Below are 16115 nucleotides of genomic sequence, written 5' to 3'. Positions count from 1 at the left end.
GTTTATGCTCCTACGTATGTATCTGTGCCGGAGCGGCGCGGGGTGCGTCGCAGGCGGTTTGTGCGCAAAGCTACCAGTGCGCAGACTGTTCCAATAATAACCATGAGCCATTGCAGGGGCGAACCAAACCTAACGGAAAAGGTCTCGCCGCTACGCAAGGGCAATTGCTCCACGAGAGCGGCCGGCGTGAAAATTTCCGTGGACTGGCTGACGCGGCCATCGGGGTGAACAATGGCAGATACTCCAGAGGTCGCCGCCACCACCACGGCTCGGTCTGTTTCCATCGCACGCAACCGGCTCATGGCCAATTGCTGGTAGGTCATTTCAGAGTAGCCAAAGGTGGCGTTATTGGTTGGCGTAGTAAGCAATTGTGCGCCATTTTTGACCGATTCCCTAAAGGCGTTGTCAAAGGAGACTTCATAACACGTCGCCACGCCTACCGGCACGCCCCCCATGGAAACCACACCTGGACCATCGCCGGGTTTGAAGTCCCCGGCAAGGTCCACATAGTCAGAAAATTTGGCAAAGAAATCCCGCATGGGCATGGTCTCACCGAAAGGCTGCAGGTACTTCTTATAGTGGTGGTCCCCTACCGCGTGGCCAGGAGCAAAGACCTGCATTGTATTGCGGGCGCCCACGTCATCGCGCGTAGCGGTGCCAACCAGAACGGGGGCATCAATCGCATCAACGGCACCACTGATTGCCGCGGCTGCCCTACCGTCATGGAAAGGATTGATATCGGATGAGTTTTCAGGCCAGATGACAAGGTCGATGTCCTTGTCGCGCGCGGCCAGCCTCTTCGTTTCGGCCACATGATTATTGAGAACCGCTTGGCGCTGCCCAGCAAAATCTAGGCCCATGCGAGGTACGTTTCCTTGAATGGCAGCAACCTTTGCTTCACCGACAATGGAGTCGTCGCGGTTGATGCTCAAGCCCGCTACCGTCGCGGTCGCAAGGGGAAGAATAACTGTCACCAGTGCGACGGCCTTGGCCTTCCACCCGCGTTGAATCACCAAGGCGGCGATTCCGCAGCCACACAGTACTGTGGCGACGGTGATAAGCGAGGTGCCACCCCACGGAGCTAGCTTGGCTAGCGGCCCGTCGATTTGCCCCCAGGCCAGTTTGACCCAGGAAAAACCACCGAAAGGTAGAGAAGAACGCAGTGCCTCCACCGCGAGGTAAACGAACGGGAAAGCAATAAAACCGTACTTCCACCGTGCAACCGCGGCGCCGCCAAAGCCCAGCAGGATGGCGTAAATCGCAAGCCATACTGCCAACGCAATATACGGCCCGCTTCCCACCAATTCACCGATCCAGGGCAAGGTGAGAAGATAGAGCACGAGTGAATGCGCTACCGCGAGTAGTGCGCCCAGACGGGCGGAGACGTGCCTAGTTCCCCAAGGCATCAAACTCACATAGAGCAAGCCCATGCCTGCGACTGCGGCCCACCACCAGCCGCGGGGCTCAAGGGCGGCATAAGTAAGCAGACCAGAAAGGCCCGCCACTAAAAGGCGGGCAAGGATAGGCAACACTAGCTCTTGCCGCCCTTAGTCTCGCCACCGGCAGGGCCAAAGTCATCCGGATCTAGGTTTTCAGTCCACCGGCGAATCTCTTCCTCATCCAAGACCTCATGTGGGCCAGCGTCCTGAGTACTCGGGTGCCCGCTGTGTGCGGCTTGTCCGCGGCCGAAGGAGCCAAAATCGCCATACGTGTCATGCTGCTGCGCCATCGGGGTTGCCTCGTAGATCTTGACACCCATATTCTCGATCTTGCGGTACAAAGACGCTGCCATAACTGTGCGGATGATTGCACGGGTGGGCGAGAAAATAAGTAGGGCGCCGAGAATCGTGGTTAGGAAGCCAGGCAAGGAGAGCAACATGCCGCCTACCAAGGTAAGACCTACGTTGCTGGCAGTCTTGCCCATATTGCCGCCGCGGACAACGTAAGTGCCGTCTCCTGTGCGCTCGACCTGCTTTCCCATCAAGCGCCGGACTTCAATGCCGGCGATGGACATTCCGAAAAACATGGTGACAAAGAGCGCGATTAGCGCCCAACCAACACCGATCCATGTGGATACGGCCCAGAAAGTCAGGGTTTCTGCGACCATGTAGAGAGCAAAATAGAAAAACGGCATGGCCTCAGTTTAACGAGGCAGACTGAAAATGCGCTGGCAACACTCGTGAACTATGCTGCAGCCGCGGCAGGTTAAACTGGTGCGCATGTTTACTCCTGCGCTTTTCGACGCCCCTCAGTACGGCACGTGCACCCGCATCCACGTTGCCGGCGGCAGCACCCACGCCCCAGATTGGGCAACTTTGGCAGAATGCGCCAGTGCTTGCGCGGATGGATTTGTGTACATCGACCGGTTTTCTGCCATCGAGCTGCGCGGAATTACGGATGCGGAGGCGCTTAAGCGGCGGCTCCAGGGCCTGCATCTACATGCCGCCACGGTGCCGGTGCTGGCCTCACCCCTATCGGCAGCGGCCAAGCAGGCGGCCCAAGACATTGCGGCTGAACTGGGTGCGGTAGAAGGTGGGCCAGGTCTTGCAGTCATCGCGGAAGAGGATAACTTGCCCGCGGGTGCCGCTGGTGTGAGCTTAAACATCGACAAGGATGGTTCTTTGTACCTTGGGCGCTCCCCGCTTGTCGACACCCCTACTGCCCCACTTACCCCACACGCCGCCGCCCGTCATTATGAGGAAGCACTCCAGTGCGCGGAGGCCGAGGAACACACAAGCTCCGCCCTGGCAGAACCCGGCCCCATTGGCTGGCTGGATGAGCATCTGCCTGCGGGCATCGTTGATCTGGGCGCAGGCGTTCATAAAGGCGCAATTCCAGCCGAGTTTGCACAGCTCATTGGGCAGCTGGAAGTAGACATCACCGTCACCCCTTGGGGCGGATTAGTCTTTCACAATATCGCTGAGGGCGATGCCGAGGTGGTTCTGCGCGTACTCGCCCCGCGTGGATTCATCTTCGACATCAACTCCCCACTGCTCCGCGCACACTAGCAGGATCGCAGACTCTAGCGTGGCATGTGCCGCCAGATTGGGCGCGGCACGAGGCGCATGATCCACGCTAGGCCCTGTAGAGCTCTGGGGATCCAGATGGTGCGCGAACGCGGTCTCCCGCGCCGTGCATCGTGGTCTATGCAGCTGACCACGGCCTCGGCCACATCCTCTGGACGCACCGAAAGCGGCGCCGGTTTCATTCCTTCTGTCATGCTGCCAATCACGAAGCCGGGGCGTGCGGTAATGAGTCCTAGCCGACTGCCGTGCAGCTTGTCGGCCAAACCTTGACAGAAGGCGTCAAGACCAGCCTTGGTAGAACCGTAGACGTAATTCGCTCGACGGGCCCTCCACCCTGCGATCGAAGAAAACGCGATGATGTGACCGCGCTGCATGCGCTCAGAAACCAAGGTGAGCAGGGAAATCTGCGCCGCGTAATCAATTTTGGCGATGTCGACCGCGTGGGAAGCATCGCGTTCCGCTCGCTCCTGGTCACCCAGGATGCCAAAGGCTACAACCGCAATCTCCAGAGGTCCTGCTAGCTCTATCGCGCGATCGACAACGCCAGCATGGGACGGAAAATCTGCGGCGTCGAAATCAAGCAAGTGCACGCTGCGCGCGCCCGCCGCCCGCAACTGCTGTTCTCTACCGTCCATTCCATGGGTGCCACGAGCAGCGAGCACGATGTCCTTACCGGGAGCCACCCGCCGAGCTATTTCGCCGCCGATATCACTGCGGCCACCGAGGATTAGTACGCCAGCCATTTAACGGACTTCACGCGGAGCTAGGTTAAGGGACTCGTAGCCATCGCTAGTAAGCACCACGATATCCTCCAAACGCATGCCCCACTTGCCTTCCACGTAGATGCCCGGCTCAATGGAAAAGGCCATGCCTTCTTCCAATGTGAGGTCATTGCCTTCCATAATGAACGGCTCTTCGTGAGTGGATAGGCCGATGCCATGGCCAGTGCGGTGGACAAAGTTGTCGCCCCAGCCGGCTGCAGCGATTGCCTTGCGGGTAATGGCATCGATCTCTGCGGCGATGCTACCGGGGTGGGCTGCAGCGCGGGCGGCTGCTTGGGTGTCGGCAAGCACGGCATAAGCATCCTGAAAGTCCTGCGGTGCCTTGGAAACGTCCCCGCCGACCACGTAGGTGCGGGTGCAATCGGAGTGGTAACCGGAAGGCAGAGTGCCGCCGATATCGACGACGACTGGCTCGCCCTCCGCTAACACACGGTCCGAGAAACTATGGTGCGGGTTGGCGCCGTTCGGGCCCGAGCCGACAATCACGAAATCGATAACGGTGTGCTCTTGCAAGATGAGCTCTTCCAATTCCTGAGCCACCTCCGCCTCGGTGCGGCCCGGCTGGAGGAGTTTTGGTACCTGTGCGTGGACCGCATCGATGGCCTGGCCAGCCTTGCGCAGCTCAGCAATCTCAGCTTCATCCTTGCGGGTAAAAAGCTCCGCCAGCGCGTAGGTAGCCAACTGATAATTGGCTTGTGGGATTAGATCCTGAAAACGCAGGACGTGGTCTGCAGTCAGCGACTGCCCCAGGGCCACATTGTTTAGAGCAGCGCCTGCACCATCTAGTGCTAGCTCATAGGGATTATCGCCGTCGTTCCAACTCCTTAGCTCTACATCCAGCTCTCCTACTGGAGCCGCCTTGATATCGGTGATATCGGTATTAGGCGCTGCGATCCACGCATTGCCTTGCTGCGGCACGACCAAAACGGTAAGGCGCTCGTGCGAGGAAACCCAGGAGCCAGTGAGATAGGCAAAGTCTGGACCCGTACCGATGAGGAGTAGATCGATGTCCTTGTCCTTAGCGGCCTGTTGGGCGGCCTGCAGGCGCTGGGCGTAGACATCAGCGGAAAAAGTCTGAGTAACAGTCATGTCCCAGAGTCTACTCGCCCAAGCCGCGGCCTCTAGGCGCCGATGGCTACCACACCGCGCTGAATGGCATCGATAGCCCGACGGGCATTGCGCTGAATCTCGCCGTCATAACCGGTCTTCGCCACCTGCTGCAGGAGGTCAATGACCTGCCGGCACCAGCGGACAAAATCACCGGGGGTAAGTTCGGCGCCGGCTTCATTAGCGGCAGCCATGCAATAGCCCAAGGGGGCACCGGCTGCCCATTGGTGGACGGCCAGGGCGAAACCAGCCTCCGGCTCACGGGTAGGCGGCAGACGGTGGCGCTGCTCATCGGCGGTGAGTTCGGTATAAACGCGCCACGTGCCATTCATGGCATCGGCCATGCGCTCGGTAGCTGCTTCTGGCTGCCCACTGGTAGCCTTGCGGTTTTCGAAACAGCACAAAGAAGCAACGCCGGCAAGCTCGGCAGGATCCAGCTCATCCCAAATCCCGCGCTTCAAGCACTGTGCCACGAGCAGATCGGATTCGCTGTGAATCTTGGCTAGACGCTCGCCTTCCTCAGTAATTACGGGCGTGCGTTCGGAACCTACCCCGGTGAACTCGACATAGTCCATTTCTGCCAGAAGGTCAACGATGCGCTCGAAGGTGCGGCCCAAAGTATCTGTAGCCTTATTTACCTTGGACTGGAGCTTGTCTCGGTCACGCTCGCGCCGTGCGAGCTTTTGTGCCAAGCCCGCCAGCTGCTCGCGATCAGTAGCCGGCCACTCGTGCGCGGGATGAGCGCGTAGCTGATCGCGCAACTGCCCTACCCGCTTATTGGGCCGAGTACGGGGCTGCGACTTCATCCGCTTGGGGCGATCGAAGTGCTCACGGCGCAAGACATCCTGCACGTAACGGGTATTGCGCCGTGGGTTCTTGCGTACCGGCTTCGGCACTTTAATGCGCCCCACCTGAATGGGAGGATTATTGATCCCGGCGGCGTCGATCCGACCAGACCACCCAGATTCCGTGGTAATCCACGGGCGGGGATCCGCGGTCTGGTTAGCGGGCGTGACAACCGCAGCGAGAATAGGGCGCTTCTTGCCGGGCATGGCGATAACATCACCTAGCTGCAGACGCCCCAGAACCGCAATAACCTCTTGGTTGCGTTGGTTAGCGCTATCGATTTTGGACTGCTTTTCTTCAGCGCTGAGTTCGCGGCGCAGGCGGACGTAGTCCATCAGTACCTCGGCGGGATCTTCCCCGTCTTTGGCAGGAGGTGCTAGCGACGCCACGGCATCATCCAGCTGGCTGCGCAGCTCGCGTACTCGATGTTCCGCGCGCTCAATTTCACGGGTTTCTTCCACCACCGAGCCATCCGCTTGGAACTGGGCAAACGACTTCTCTAACAACCGAAGAGAGTCTTCGAACCCAAGCATGCCCAGCAAGTTGATTGCCATATTGTAGCCTGGAGCGAAGGTAGAAATGAGAGGGTAAGTGCGGGTGGAAGCAAGGCCGGCTACTTGACGCGGATCCATGGCGGGGGCCCATTGCACGACTGCATTGCCCAAGGTATCGATGCCGCGACGCCCCGCGCGGCCAGTTAGCTGCGTGTACTGGCCGGGGGTGAGATCAACGTGGGCCTCACCATTGAATTTGATGAGTTTTTCTAGCACCACGGTGCGCGCCGGCATATTGATGCCGAGAGCCAAGGTTTCGGTAGCGAAGACGGCGCGGACGAGGCCGCGTACGAAGAGGTCTTCCACGATGTGCCGGAAGGCCGGCAGCATACCTGCATGGTGTGCCGCGAAGCCCCGGGAAAGGGCTTCGCGCCAGCGCTTGAAGTCTAGGACCTGTAGATCTTCTTCGGGGATACCTTCTACACCAGCATCGACGATTTCTTTGATCTGCTGCGCTTCTTCTTGGGAGGTAAGCACCATGCGGCTGCGCAGACACTGATAGAGCGCGCCATCGCAGCCAGCGCGGGAGAAAATGAAGGTAATGGCCGGCAGCATGTCTTGGGACTGGAGTACTTTCAGTACCTCCGGACGGCCCAAGGGGCGATAGCGATCCTGCTGGCGAGAAGCACCGGAGCGTCCCCTTCCCCTTCCACGGAATTCACTACGACCGCCGCCCTTGTGGCGGGCGCGGGCGCGAAAGCCCTTGCCGGACTTATAGTCTGCGCGACCGTCATCGGTATCGCCGGCCTCAAGGCGCTGGATTCTACGCTCTAGCTCGGCGTTGACTTGTCCGCCGGATTCGGGCTCGAAAAGCGGATAAATCTTACGTCCCAGCATCATCCACTGGTCGAGCGGAACTGGGCGGTGTTCGGAAACGATGACGTTGGTATCGCCACGCACAGTGGAAAGCCAATCGCCGAATTCTTCCGAATTGGACACTGTGGCAGATAGACCAATGATGGAGACATGGTCTGCCAGGTTGAGGATTACCTCTTCCCACACTGCGCCGCGCGAAGCATCAGCCAAAAAGTGGATTTCATCCATGACCACATGGGTAAGGCGATCTAGTGCTGCGTATTCTGCGTAGATCATATTGCGCAGCACCTCGGTGGTCATAACGACGATCTCTGCATCGGAGTTGATCGATACATCACCGGTGAGCAAGCCGACGGCTTCCTCACCGTGCTCTTCCACCAAGTCGTGATACTTCTGGTTGCTCAACGCCTTAATGGGAGTTGTATAAAAGCACTTGGTACCTCGGCTTAATGCCAGCGATACTGCGAACTCGCCCACAATGGTTTTGCCGGCGCCGGTCGGCGCGCACACCAGCACACCGTGCCCGTCTTCCACGGCTTGGCATCCCTTAACCTGGAACTCATCCAAGGGGTATGGCAGGGCTGCAGAAAAATAATCCAGATGAGTTTCAGTCATGACTCCCCAGGCTACCCGTGCCTAGAGGACATCGTCGAAAAAGCCGCCGCTGTTCGACGAAGTCCCGGTGCCGCCGGTGGTCCACGTCTGCGGCTGCTGTCGCTGTGCCTGCTGGACTGGTTGAGAAACCGGCTGAGAAGGAGCGGGCGAAGGGTGTACCTGGGTTGGCGCCGCGACGGGAGTAGGCCCTCCAACAGCGTCTGGACCGGCACCAAGCGGTGAAGCAGCCTCGTCGTCAAGGTCCATCCACTCGGGGCGCTGGCGTTGCATGCGCTTATCGTGGATGCGGCAGAACTGGAATGCAATCTCGATGAGAAGGATGAGCGATCCAGCCAAAACCACCATTGAGAAGGGATCCTGGCCCGGGGTAACAAAGGCGGCGAAAATCATCACGACGACAATAATGATCCGCCGCTTGTCCTTGACATGCTCATATTCCAGCACGCCAATAAGATTGAGCGACACAATGAGCAGGGGAATTTCAAAGCTGATGCCGAATATCAGCAGCAATGCCAAAAGGAAGTAGAAATAGCGTTCACCTGTCAGCGCTGCTGTTTGGTACTCTTCACCGATGCCCATGAGGAATTCCAGCCCAACGGACAGGATGAAATACGCGAGCACGGCGCCAGCAACGAATAGTCCCACTGCGGCAGAGACGAAACTCAAGGTGTAGCGACGCTCATTTTTATGGAGGCCAGGGACTACGAAGGCCCAAATCTGATATAGCCACACCGGCGAGGACAATACGGTGCCCGCCAGAGCGCCTACCTTCAAGCGCAGCAGGAGCATTTCAAAAGGGCTGGTGGCCAAAAGACGGCATTCGCCATCCGCACTGAAAGAGGCGCGCTTGTCTGCTGGCAGCGCACAATAGGGCTCGCGGAGGATCTCACCCAGCGGGGAGATACCGAACGGTGCGCGTTGGTACCAGATAAAGCCAATGATGGCGCCGACGACCACCGCTAAAACGGCGATGATGACGCGGTGGCGCAGCTCCTGCAGGTGCTCCACCAAGGTCATTTCCCCGGTAGGGTTCTTCGGCTTACGGGAAAACCGCAGCTTCCCCTTCACGTTCTTGCTTGCCTTCGGGGCAGAAACAGGCTGTGACTGTGGCGACATCAGTGTGGCTCTTTCAACGCAAAGAAGCGAACACTTCCCTGCTACGCGGATTGCGAGGGCATATCCGCGCGCTGTAGAGGTGTTCGCGCAACGACGGGCTGGGGGCGTTTACTGCTGAGGGTTGGTGTGGTTCTGCTGGCCCGGCTGCATGTCTGGTCGGTTCCAGAATTCCTCATCGGACTGCTGCTTCTGGTTCAGCTGTGCCTGCGCCTGGGAACGCTGGGTATCCTCGGACTGCATCTCATTAACCTCAGATTTGAAGATACGCATGGAACGGCCCATGGAACGTGCCAGATCCGGCAACTTCTTTGCACCGAATAGCAAGACGATAACGAGAACGATTAGGCCGATTTCCATAGGTCCTAGGCTCATGGAGAAACCTCTTTCAACTAGTGCGCCAGCATGCCGGGCAGCGGTACTTCCGGAAAATCTTCCAGCGGGCGGGCGCAGTTAACGGGCAAGTAACTGGCTATTGAGTATAGCCGCTCAAAGCGGTGTTTCCTCGTTCCGCAATGAGCTTAACCACGGATTGAGGAGCCACTACCCGCAACCTATCAGCTTGACCCAAGGCAAAGCGAATAAGCCAATCTACTGATCCCATAGGCATCGTTGCAGCTATTTCCCCATTTCCCAGGTCTTCGCCCAGCCGCATATCGTAGTATTCGGCCAGCCACGTGAATTCTTGGTGAATTGCTAATTTCACGGTGTCCGCGTTGCCCAAATTAAAGGGTGAAGCGGCATCAAAATCGAGGTCCTTCAGGTGCGGCTGCGCCTGCTCTTTTTCCATATGAGCGTTCCTAATGCGGTCGATCCGGAAGGTGCGATGGGCTTGCTTTGCTTCTTCCCATGCCGCCAGGTACGGCTCAGAATCAACGATGAATATGCGCGCCGGATCCACTAGCCTCTCGGATTCTGCATTAGACGAAGCACTCCAGTAGCGCAGCCGCACCCGCTTTCGTTCATTGACCGCTTGGGTCAAAAGCGCCTGAATATCCGTTTCTTCAGGGGCTGGAGTAGACAGCGAATCGTAGATAGCTGCAGTCTTTTCATCCATGATGCCGCGCAGTTTAGCAGCGGCGGATTCGACCGCGTGGGCATCGATAAGCCCCGGCATGGCCTGCAGGGACTCTAAGGTAAGGAGCAAGGCGCCGGCCTCGGTGGGGGTAAGGCGCAGAGCTTGGCTTAAGCCTTGATCATTGTGGATGGTTACCCCATCGCGGTAGCTGAAGCTGAGATCAATGAGATCTTCAGTATTGCGGCCCGTGCCGGAACAAAATAGACGATCGAGGGCCTCCTTCAGCTCACCGGGCTCCATTCCCAAATCCGTAGCCGCTTCCATGGGCGTTTTGTCGGGGTGATTTTTAAAGTAAGGAATCAGGTTCAAAGAGCGCACGAGCGCCTGGAGCTTTTGCGATGCATCGGCCATAGCTAGCGTCCTTCCTGCCGTTGCGCGGCGGCGCGCAGAAGAGAAATGACCTCCTGGCGCACCCCGCCAGGTTCGACCACCTGTACCTCTGGCGCGTACCCGGCCGCTGTGCGCACGAGCCAATCCTTATCCACGTTGCGCAGCATTACTGTGCCATCAGGCTGCTTCTCGCCCGCATCCATTAACTCCTGTGCCTTTCCCACCGGAATAATAAGCCGCGCGTCTACCTTTTCTCCGCGCTGCAATGCGCGCTCTACCAAGGCCTGCAAGGTCTCTGTTGGGACGGTGTGTTCTGCGGGATGATGTGAGCGTTTGATATCGGAGACACGAAGCGCACGAAAGACACGTGGGGCGCCGCGGTCCACATCGAAACCCACGATGTAAATGTGGCTATCACGGTTGACCACTCCCCAAGGATCCATCACGCGGCGTACTGGCTTAGCGGCCGGGTTTGCGCGGTAGGAAAAAGTAATGCGCAGTCGGTTGCGCACCGCAGCCAGGACAGAGGTAATAACTTCCGGGGCGAGGCGGGTGATGTCATTGACTGCTGTGTACACCGGCGCGCCGGAAAGGTTGCGCGAGGCGCCGCTGGCGGCAATCTTGGTCCACCCAGATAAAGAGAAATCGCTTAAGCCTCCCGTGGTACCCATTCCCCCTGCTATGCCTAAAACCATGGCCTCTTCCGGAGAAAATTCCACCGGCGGTAGCTGGTAACTACTCGCGTCAAGACGGTAGCGCGCGCCATCCTCACCACCGGAATGCACAATGGGCACCCCAGCGCGTTGGAGGGTCGCTATATCGCGCGCCAAGGACTTGGCAAAAGCCTCGCCCGACTTATCGCCGTACCCGGCAACGTGGCGACGAATCCATGCAGCGCTGCGATCAGGGCTACCGCCGGAGTTTGCCGCGCCTTGTAGCGCGAAGGAGAGGTTGGTGAGCCTTTCTACCGCCTCATCATGCCGTTTGGGCGTGGGGTTGTGTGCTGCCACGTGCTGTGTTGTCTCCCTGATATGACTCTATGGTGGATCTAGCTGTGGTGTGAACGCATATAGTCTAGCAATGCATCGACTCGTTCATCGTGGGCAATGAAGGGATCCAAAAGTTCCTCGGTTCGCGGTTCGGGCCGATTGACTTTCAGCCGCGTCCAATCAACGGTGACATTGGCGCCACAGTTACGCGCGGTAGCCAAGAACTGGCCGCGCAGCGCAGCGCGCGTGGTCGCCGGCGCTGTGTCCATCGCGCGTTCAATATCAGAATCCTCAATCCAGCGATCGATAAGACCTTTGCGCAGCAGTACATGGTAGAGCCCGCGTCCAGGACGGATATCGTGATAGGTCATATCAATCTGGGCCAGCTTAGGGTGGTCCCACTGCCCACCGAGCCGCGCACGGTAGCGCTCAAGCAGGGCGAGTTTAATGACCCAGTCGATTTCCCTGTCCACTTCGGAAAAATCTTGGGTCTCAATGGCGCGCAGGGTGCGTTGCCAGAGATCAACTACGCGCCGCATTTCGGAGGTAGGGGTACCAGCGTCTTCCCTTTCTTCCAGCCATTGGCTTGCGCGCATACAGAGCTGCTGTTGCACCTCCAGCGCGGTGACTGATCCACCTCCGCTAAGTGGTAGTTCGGTCGATCCCGTCATATCGCGCGCAATAGCGCGGATATGGTGAATCGGCTTTTCGATCTCATATTTCGGCAGCTCAAATCCGGCCTCCAACATTTCCAAAATGAGCAGCGTTGAACCTACTTTCAGCGCCATAGTTGGCTCGGCCATATTGGAATCTCCCACGATGACGTGCATGCGGCGGAAGCGTTTGGAATCGCCATGCGGCTCGTCGCGGGTATTGATGATGGGACGCGAACGGGTGGTAGCAGAAGAAACGCCTTCCCACACCTGGTCCGCACGCTGCGAGAGCAGGAATTGGGCGGGCTTATCGCCCTTAGCGGGTTGGACCATGCCGGCGCCGCAGATGAGCTGACGGGTGATGAGGAACGGCAGGAGCTCAAGGCCCAAGTCCTTGAGGACCATATGGCGGCTGATGAGATAGTTTTCGTGGCAGCCGAAGGAATTGCCAGCCGAGTCCACGTTGTTTTTAAAAAGGTACACCGCACGCGGGTGGCCCTCAGCGGCGAAAGTTTGCTCTGCTTGCTCGCCAAGCCGGTTGACAATGGCATCGCCGGCGCATTCATAGGCTAAAAGCTGGCTTAAACTATCGCACTCGGCGGTGGCTACCTCGGGGTGGGAACCGACATCGAGGTAGAGGCGGCTGGCATTGGTAGAAAAAATATTGGAGGAGGAATGCTCTTGGACAATGGGCCGGAAAAGCACGCGCGCTACCTCATCGGGGCTCAGAGTCCGTTCCTTCGAGCCCGCGCTGGTAGTTAGGCCATATTCTGTTTCAATGCCCATGATGCGTCGGGCAAAGACAGGGCGCTGGTCACTCACCCTTACTGCCCGCCCTTTTGGACATAGGAGCGCACGAATTCCTCGGCGTTATTTTCTAGTAGCCCGTCGATCTCATCGAGGAGTTCATCGGTGCCGGTTGTATTGATGCTGAGCTGCGTGGAGGTAAATTCCTCGTCGCCAGCGGAGTTATCGCCGCCATTACCGCCGGTGACCTGAGACTGGTGAGTGGACATAGGTGGGAAATCCTTTCTGTGGATCCTGCTTTAATTCGTGGTTGTTAATTACGGTACTCGGGGTGGATCTCGCTGTCAGTGAGTCTTTGGAGAAGATCCTCGACCGTGTCGGCGGCGTCAATCATCTCTCCACATTCAGCCTGAGTGAGACCAGTGGCGATATCCATGGGGACTGTGGCCCACGGTGCGTCGGTGCCCTCCCCTACTCGTACGGTGAGGCTTTGCCAGCTTGCGGCAATGATGTTCTCGCCGAATTTCTGCGTTACTCGGCCGCGGAAATAAGCGCGGGTGTCCTCCGGCGGACAGCTGGAAGCACGCTCAATTTCGGCGGCGCTAAAAAGCTGCCGCATCTGGCCTTTGCGCACTAGAGCGTGGTGAAGCGATTTGGCTGGGTCAATCTCCGCGTATTGCAGGTCTATGAGCCGCAGCTTGGGGTCGTCTGGATTGACGCCGCGGTCGAGATAGCCCTTAATCAGGCGATACTTTGCCACCCAGTCCAGCAGGTGTGCGGCCTGCATCGGGTCTTTCTCCAGTAGCGAAACTACCTCGTCCCAGGCCGCGAGGACCTTGTGATCGGTGGGTGTGCGTGGGGTGACGCGTGCGCGATATTCGGCAAGGAGCTCTAGGGCGGTGAGCTGGCGGGCGTCGGCAAGCGTGAGCCGATGCTGAAGCCTAAGATCGCGGCTCACGCGTGGGACTTCCGCCACAGCATCCTGCAGGCGGAGGTCGCTGAAGTCCACGCCCTCTTCGATGGCATCGAGCACCAGAGAGGTCATCCCCAGTTTGAGCAATGTAGACGTCTGCGACATATTCGCGTCCCCAATGATGACGTGGAGGCGGCCGAAGTCAGCATGGACCGCATGCGGCTCATCGCGGGTATTGATAATGCCGCGGTTGAGGGTGGTCTCCAGCGAGATTTCTTGCTCAATATAATCAGCGCGTTGGGAGATCTGGAAACCTGGCTCTTCACCAAACTCGCCGCGTCCCATGCGCCCGGCGCCGATGACTACCTGGCGAGCAACGAAGAAAGGGATGAGGGCCTGCGCCATGGTGTCGAAGTCCGTTTCACGGGAGTACTGATAGTTCTCATGAGAGCCATAAGAGGCGCCTTTTCCATCCACGTTATTTTTATAAAAACGCAGGGCTGGGCAGGGCTCGTGGTTGGCAAGAACGGACTTTCCTTGCGCGCTCAGCCCCGCCACGGCCGCAGCCGCTTGCAGGAGCGTGGCGTCCCCTGCGGCGTCATAAAGCGTAGCTTCCCAGGCATTAGTGCATTCCGGTGCGGAATACTCCGGGTGCGCGTGGTCAACATAAAAGCGCGCGCCATTAGCCGTGACCACATTGGCTACTCCGATGGCATTCGGGTCGACTACGGGCACCGTCTGGTAGCGCTTGAGATCAAAACCGCGGGAATCGCGCAGCGGGTGTTCCTCGGCAAAATCCCAGCGTGAGCGCGCCCCTGTGTGCATCGCGGCATAAGCTACTACCGCGTGAGTGGAAGAAATAATAGGTGAGTACTCCGGTAGCTCTGGGGTCGCAATTCCGTACTCGGTTTCGGTACCTACAATGCGGCTCATGCGCTCCTCCTTGTGGTCAATAACTCCACCCGTTCCACGCGGGCACCGGAATGGTCTTGGGAAATGATCTTGGTCCATTCCTCCGGGTTGGTGGAGGTAGGTACATATTCGGACTCGGCGCGCTCGGCTGCGATGGCATCGAGCAAGTGTTGCTTGGCGATGCCCTCGTGGTCCCCACCTGCCGCCTGCTCGCTGCCTGCACGCAACCGGAGAGCGTCCTTGATAGCCAGCTTTTTGGCCCGCGAGAGGATATTGGCAATCATTGCGCCGGAGACAAAGTCGCGGTAATGCAATATTTCCCGTTCCCCGCTGGAAAAGTGCAGCTGTACGAAGGGGCGATCGGCATAAAGCTCATCCACCGCGGCGATAATGAGTTCGTCCAACGCGCCCTGGTGCGGGACGGATTCGGTGAAGTGCCGGGCGAAAATTTCTCGGGCCCCCTGTTTATTCGGGCGGTTAACCCGGATCTTGATGTCAAGCCGGCCGGGGCGCATGATGGCGGGATCGATGAGTTCTTCGCGGTTGGTAGCGCCAATGACGATCACATTGGACAGGCTCTCAACTCCATCGAGCTCCGTGAGCAGCTGGGGAACAACCGTGGTTTCCATATCGGAGGACACACCCGAGCCACGAGTGCGGAAGATCGATTCCATCTCATCGAAGAAGATGACCACTGGCCGGTCAGCGCTGAGCTGGGCCAATTCGCGGGCCCGCTCAAAAATGAGGCGGATGCGGCGTTCCGTCTCCCCCACATACTTATTGAGCAGCTCTGGGCCCTTGATATTGAGGAAGTAGCTCGTGCCGTCGCTGCCTAATTGCTGGGCTAAAGAGTGGGCTACTGCCTTGGCAATAAGCGTCTTACCGCACCCTGGAGGGCCATACAGGAGCACGCCCTTAGGCGGCTGTAGCTCGTATTGGTGATAGAGGTCGGGATGGATAAACGGTAGCTCTACGGAATCGCGGATCTGGGAAATCTGCTCGTCCAGCCCGCCGATATCCTCATAGCGCACATCCGGGACCTCTTCCAAAGAAAGCTGGGTGACTTCAGTCTTTTCCACCTTTTCTAGTGCGATGGCAGCTTTGGGATCCACGAGTACTACCTCGCCTGCCGACACCCGGGTATCCTCGCGCAGTGCTTGGGCTAGCAGCACTACCTTTTCCTCACCAGAGGAATTTGCCACTATCAGGCGGTCTTGACTGAGGCGCTCCACCACCGTTGCTAGCTCGCCTGTACGCTCAGGCGGGCACCCTTCCACGACCACGAAGCCATCGCCCAAGCGAACCTGCTGGCCGGCCGAGAGACTGCCTGGTTCCACGTTAGGCGAGACCTTAAGCTGCATAATGCGGCCATTGGTATAGACGTCCGCGGTGGTTCCCACCTCGCTGTGGTTCGGCGAATAACCTAGAAAAACACCGTAGGTCGATGCCGGCTCAGCCAGCGCGTTGAGCTCGGCAAAAAGCTGCTCCAGCTTCACGCGCGATTCTTTTAATAAGCCCGCCAACTTCTGATTGCGGGCGGCAAGCTGGCTTACCTGCCGCTTATAGTCCGTGGCTTCATCCATGCCCACTACTCTAACGCGGCGCGGGCAGCGAAAGAGGGCACTTCCGCTTTA

At 58.4% G+C, this 16115-nt stretch carries 14 protein-coding genes; 1 reads left to right on the top strand and 13 read right to left on the bottom strand.

Annotated elements, in window-relative coordinates:
• Positions 1-2 precede the first annotated feature (2 nt).
• Together lnt and I6I12_RS06770 are read right to left on the bottom strand one after the other, a co-directional pair.
• Positions 3-1532 carry an apolipoprotein N-acyltransferase gene (gene lnt / locus I6I12_RS06775; protein WP_200287499.1) on the bottom strand — a complete coding sequence of 510 codons (1530 nt, stop codon included), beginning with the start codon at positions 1530-1532 and terminating at the stop codon, positions 3-5.
• Positions 1532-2134, bottom strand: a complete 603-nt coding sequence (locus I6I12_RS06770) for an FxsA family protein (protein WP_023021564.1) — start codon at positions 2132-2134, stop codon at positions 1532-1534. Before I6I12_RS06770 ends, lnt begins: the two co-directional genes overlap by 1 nt.
• An 85-nt stretch (positions 2135-2219) precedes the next feature.
• Here I6I12_RS06770 and I6I12_RS06765 point away from each other — a divergent pair, with 85 nt between their 5' ends.
• A complete protein-coding gene (locus I6I12_RS06765) occupies positions 2220-3008 on the top strand; it encodes a precorrin-3B synthase (RefSeq protein WP_152687336.1) in 789 nt (262 codons plus the stop codon).
• A gap of 14 nt (positions 3009-3022) precedes the next feature.
• Here the strand turns inward: I6I12_RS06765 and I6I12_RS06760 are convergent, their stop codons facing one another.
• The 11 genes from I6I12_RS06760 to arc all read right to left on the bottom strand — a co-directional run bounded on the left by I6I12_RS06760 (position 3023) and on the right by arc (position 16064).
• A complete protein-coding gene (locus tag I6I12_RS06760; protein WP_023021562.1) occupies positions 3023-3769 on the bottom strand; it encodes an SDR family oxidoreductase in 747 nt (248 codons plus the stop codon).
• A complete protein-coding gene (locus I6I12_RS06755) occupies positions 3770-4897 on the bottom strand; it encodes a M24 family metallopeptidase (protein WP_023021561.1) in 1128 nt (375 codons plus the stop codon).
• A gap of 32 nt (positions 4898-4929) precedes the next feature.
• Positions 4930-7746, bottom strand: a complete 2817-nt coding sequence (locus tag I6I12_RS06750; protein ID WP_049378138.1) for a DEAD/DEAH box helicase — start codon at positions 7744-7746, stop codon at positions 4930-4932.
• Positions 7747-7767: 21 nt separating this feature from the next.
• The gene (tatC, locus tag I6I12_RS06745; protein WP_049378139.1) at positions 7768-8862 is read right to left on the bottom strand and encodes a twin-arginine translocase subunit TatC; all 1095 of its coding nucleotides are present in this window, start codon (positions 8860-8862) and stop codon (positions 7768-7770) included.
• Positions 8863-8970: 108 nt separating this feature from the next.
• Positions 8971-9234 (bottom strand): Sec-independent protein translocase subunit TatA, encoded by a 264-nt coding sequence (tatA, locus tag I6I12_RS06740; protein ID WP_023021558.1) that lies wholly within the window; start codon positions 9232-9234, stop codon positions 8971-8973.
• A gap of 97 nt (positions 9235-9331) precedes the next feature.
• The gene (locus I6I12_RS06735; RefSeq protein WP_049378140.1) at positions 9332-10288 is read right to left on the bottom strand and encodes a helix-turn-helix transcriptional regulator; all 957 of its coding nucleotides are present in this window, start codon (positions 10286-10288) and stop codon (positions 9332-9334) included.
• Positions 10289-10290: 2 nt separating this feature from the next.
• A complete protein-coding gene (locus I6I12_RS06730; RefSeq protein ID WP_023021556.1) occupies positions 10291-11277 on the bottom strand; it encodes a helix-turn-helix transcriptional regulator in 987 nt (328 codons plus the stop codon).
• Between the two features lie 38 nt (positions 11278-11315).
• Positions 11316-12695, bottom strand: coding sequence for a Pup--protein ligase (gene pafA, locus I6I12_RS06725; RefSeq protein WP_193393080.1), 1380 nt, complete (start codon positions 12693-12695; stop codon positions 11316-11318).
• A gap of 38 nt (positions 12696-12733) precedes the next feature.
• Positions 12734-12925 carry a ubiquitin-like protein Pup gene (locus I6I12_RS06720; protein WP_023021554.1) on the bottom strand — a complete coding sequence of 64 codons (192 nt, stop codon included), beginning with the start codon at positions 12923-12925 and terminating at the stop codon, positions 12734-12736.
• 44 nt (positions 12926-12969) lie between these two features.
• Positions 12970-14502 carry a depupylase/deamidase Dop gene (gene dop, locus I6I12_RS06715; protein ID WP_049378141.1) on the bottom strand — a complete coding sequence of 511 codons (1533 nt, stop codon included), beginning with the start codon at positions 14500-14502 and terminating at the stop codon, positions 12970-12972.
• Positions 14499-16064, bottom strand: a complete 1566-nt coding sequence (gene arc / locus I6I12_RS06710) for a proteasome ATPase (protein WP_049378142.1) — start codon at positions 16062-16064, stop codon at positions 14499-14501. Before arc ends, dop begins: the two co-directional genes overlap by 4 nt.
• Positions 16065-16115: the final 51 nt, after the last annotated feature.

Origin of the sequence: Corynebacterium kefirresidentii (assembly GCF_016599755.1) — a bacterium.
In the GTDB taxonomy this organism is placed as follows: domain Bacteria; phylum Actinomycetota; class Actinomycetes; order Mycobacteriales; family Mycobacteriaceae; genus Corynebacterium; species Corynebacterium kefirresidentii.
This window is presented reverse-complemented; position numbering and strand designations above follow the sequence as displayed.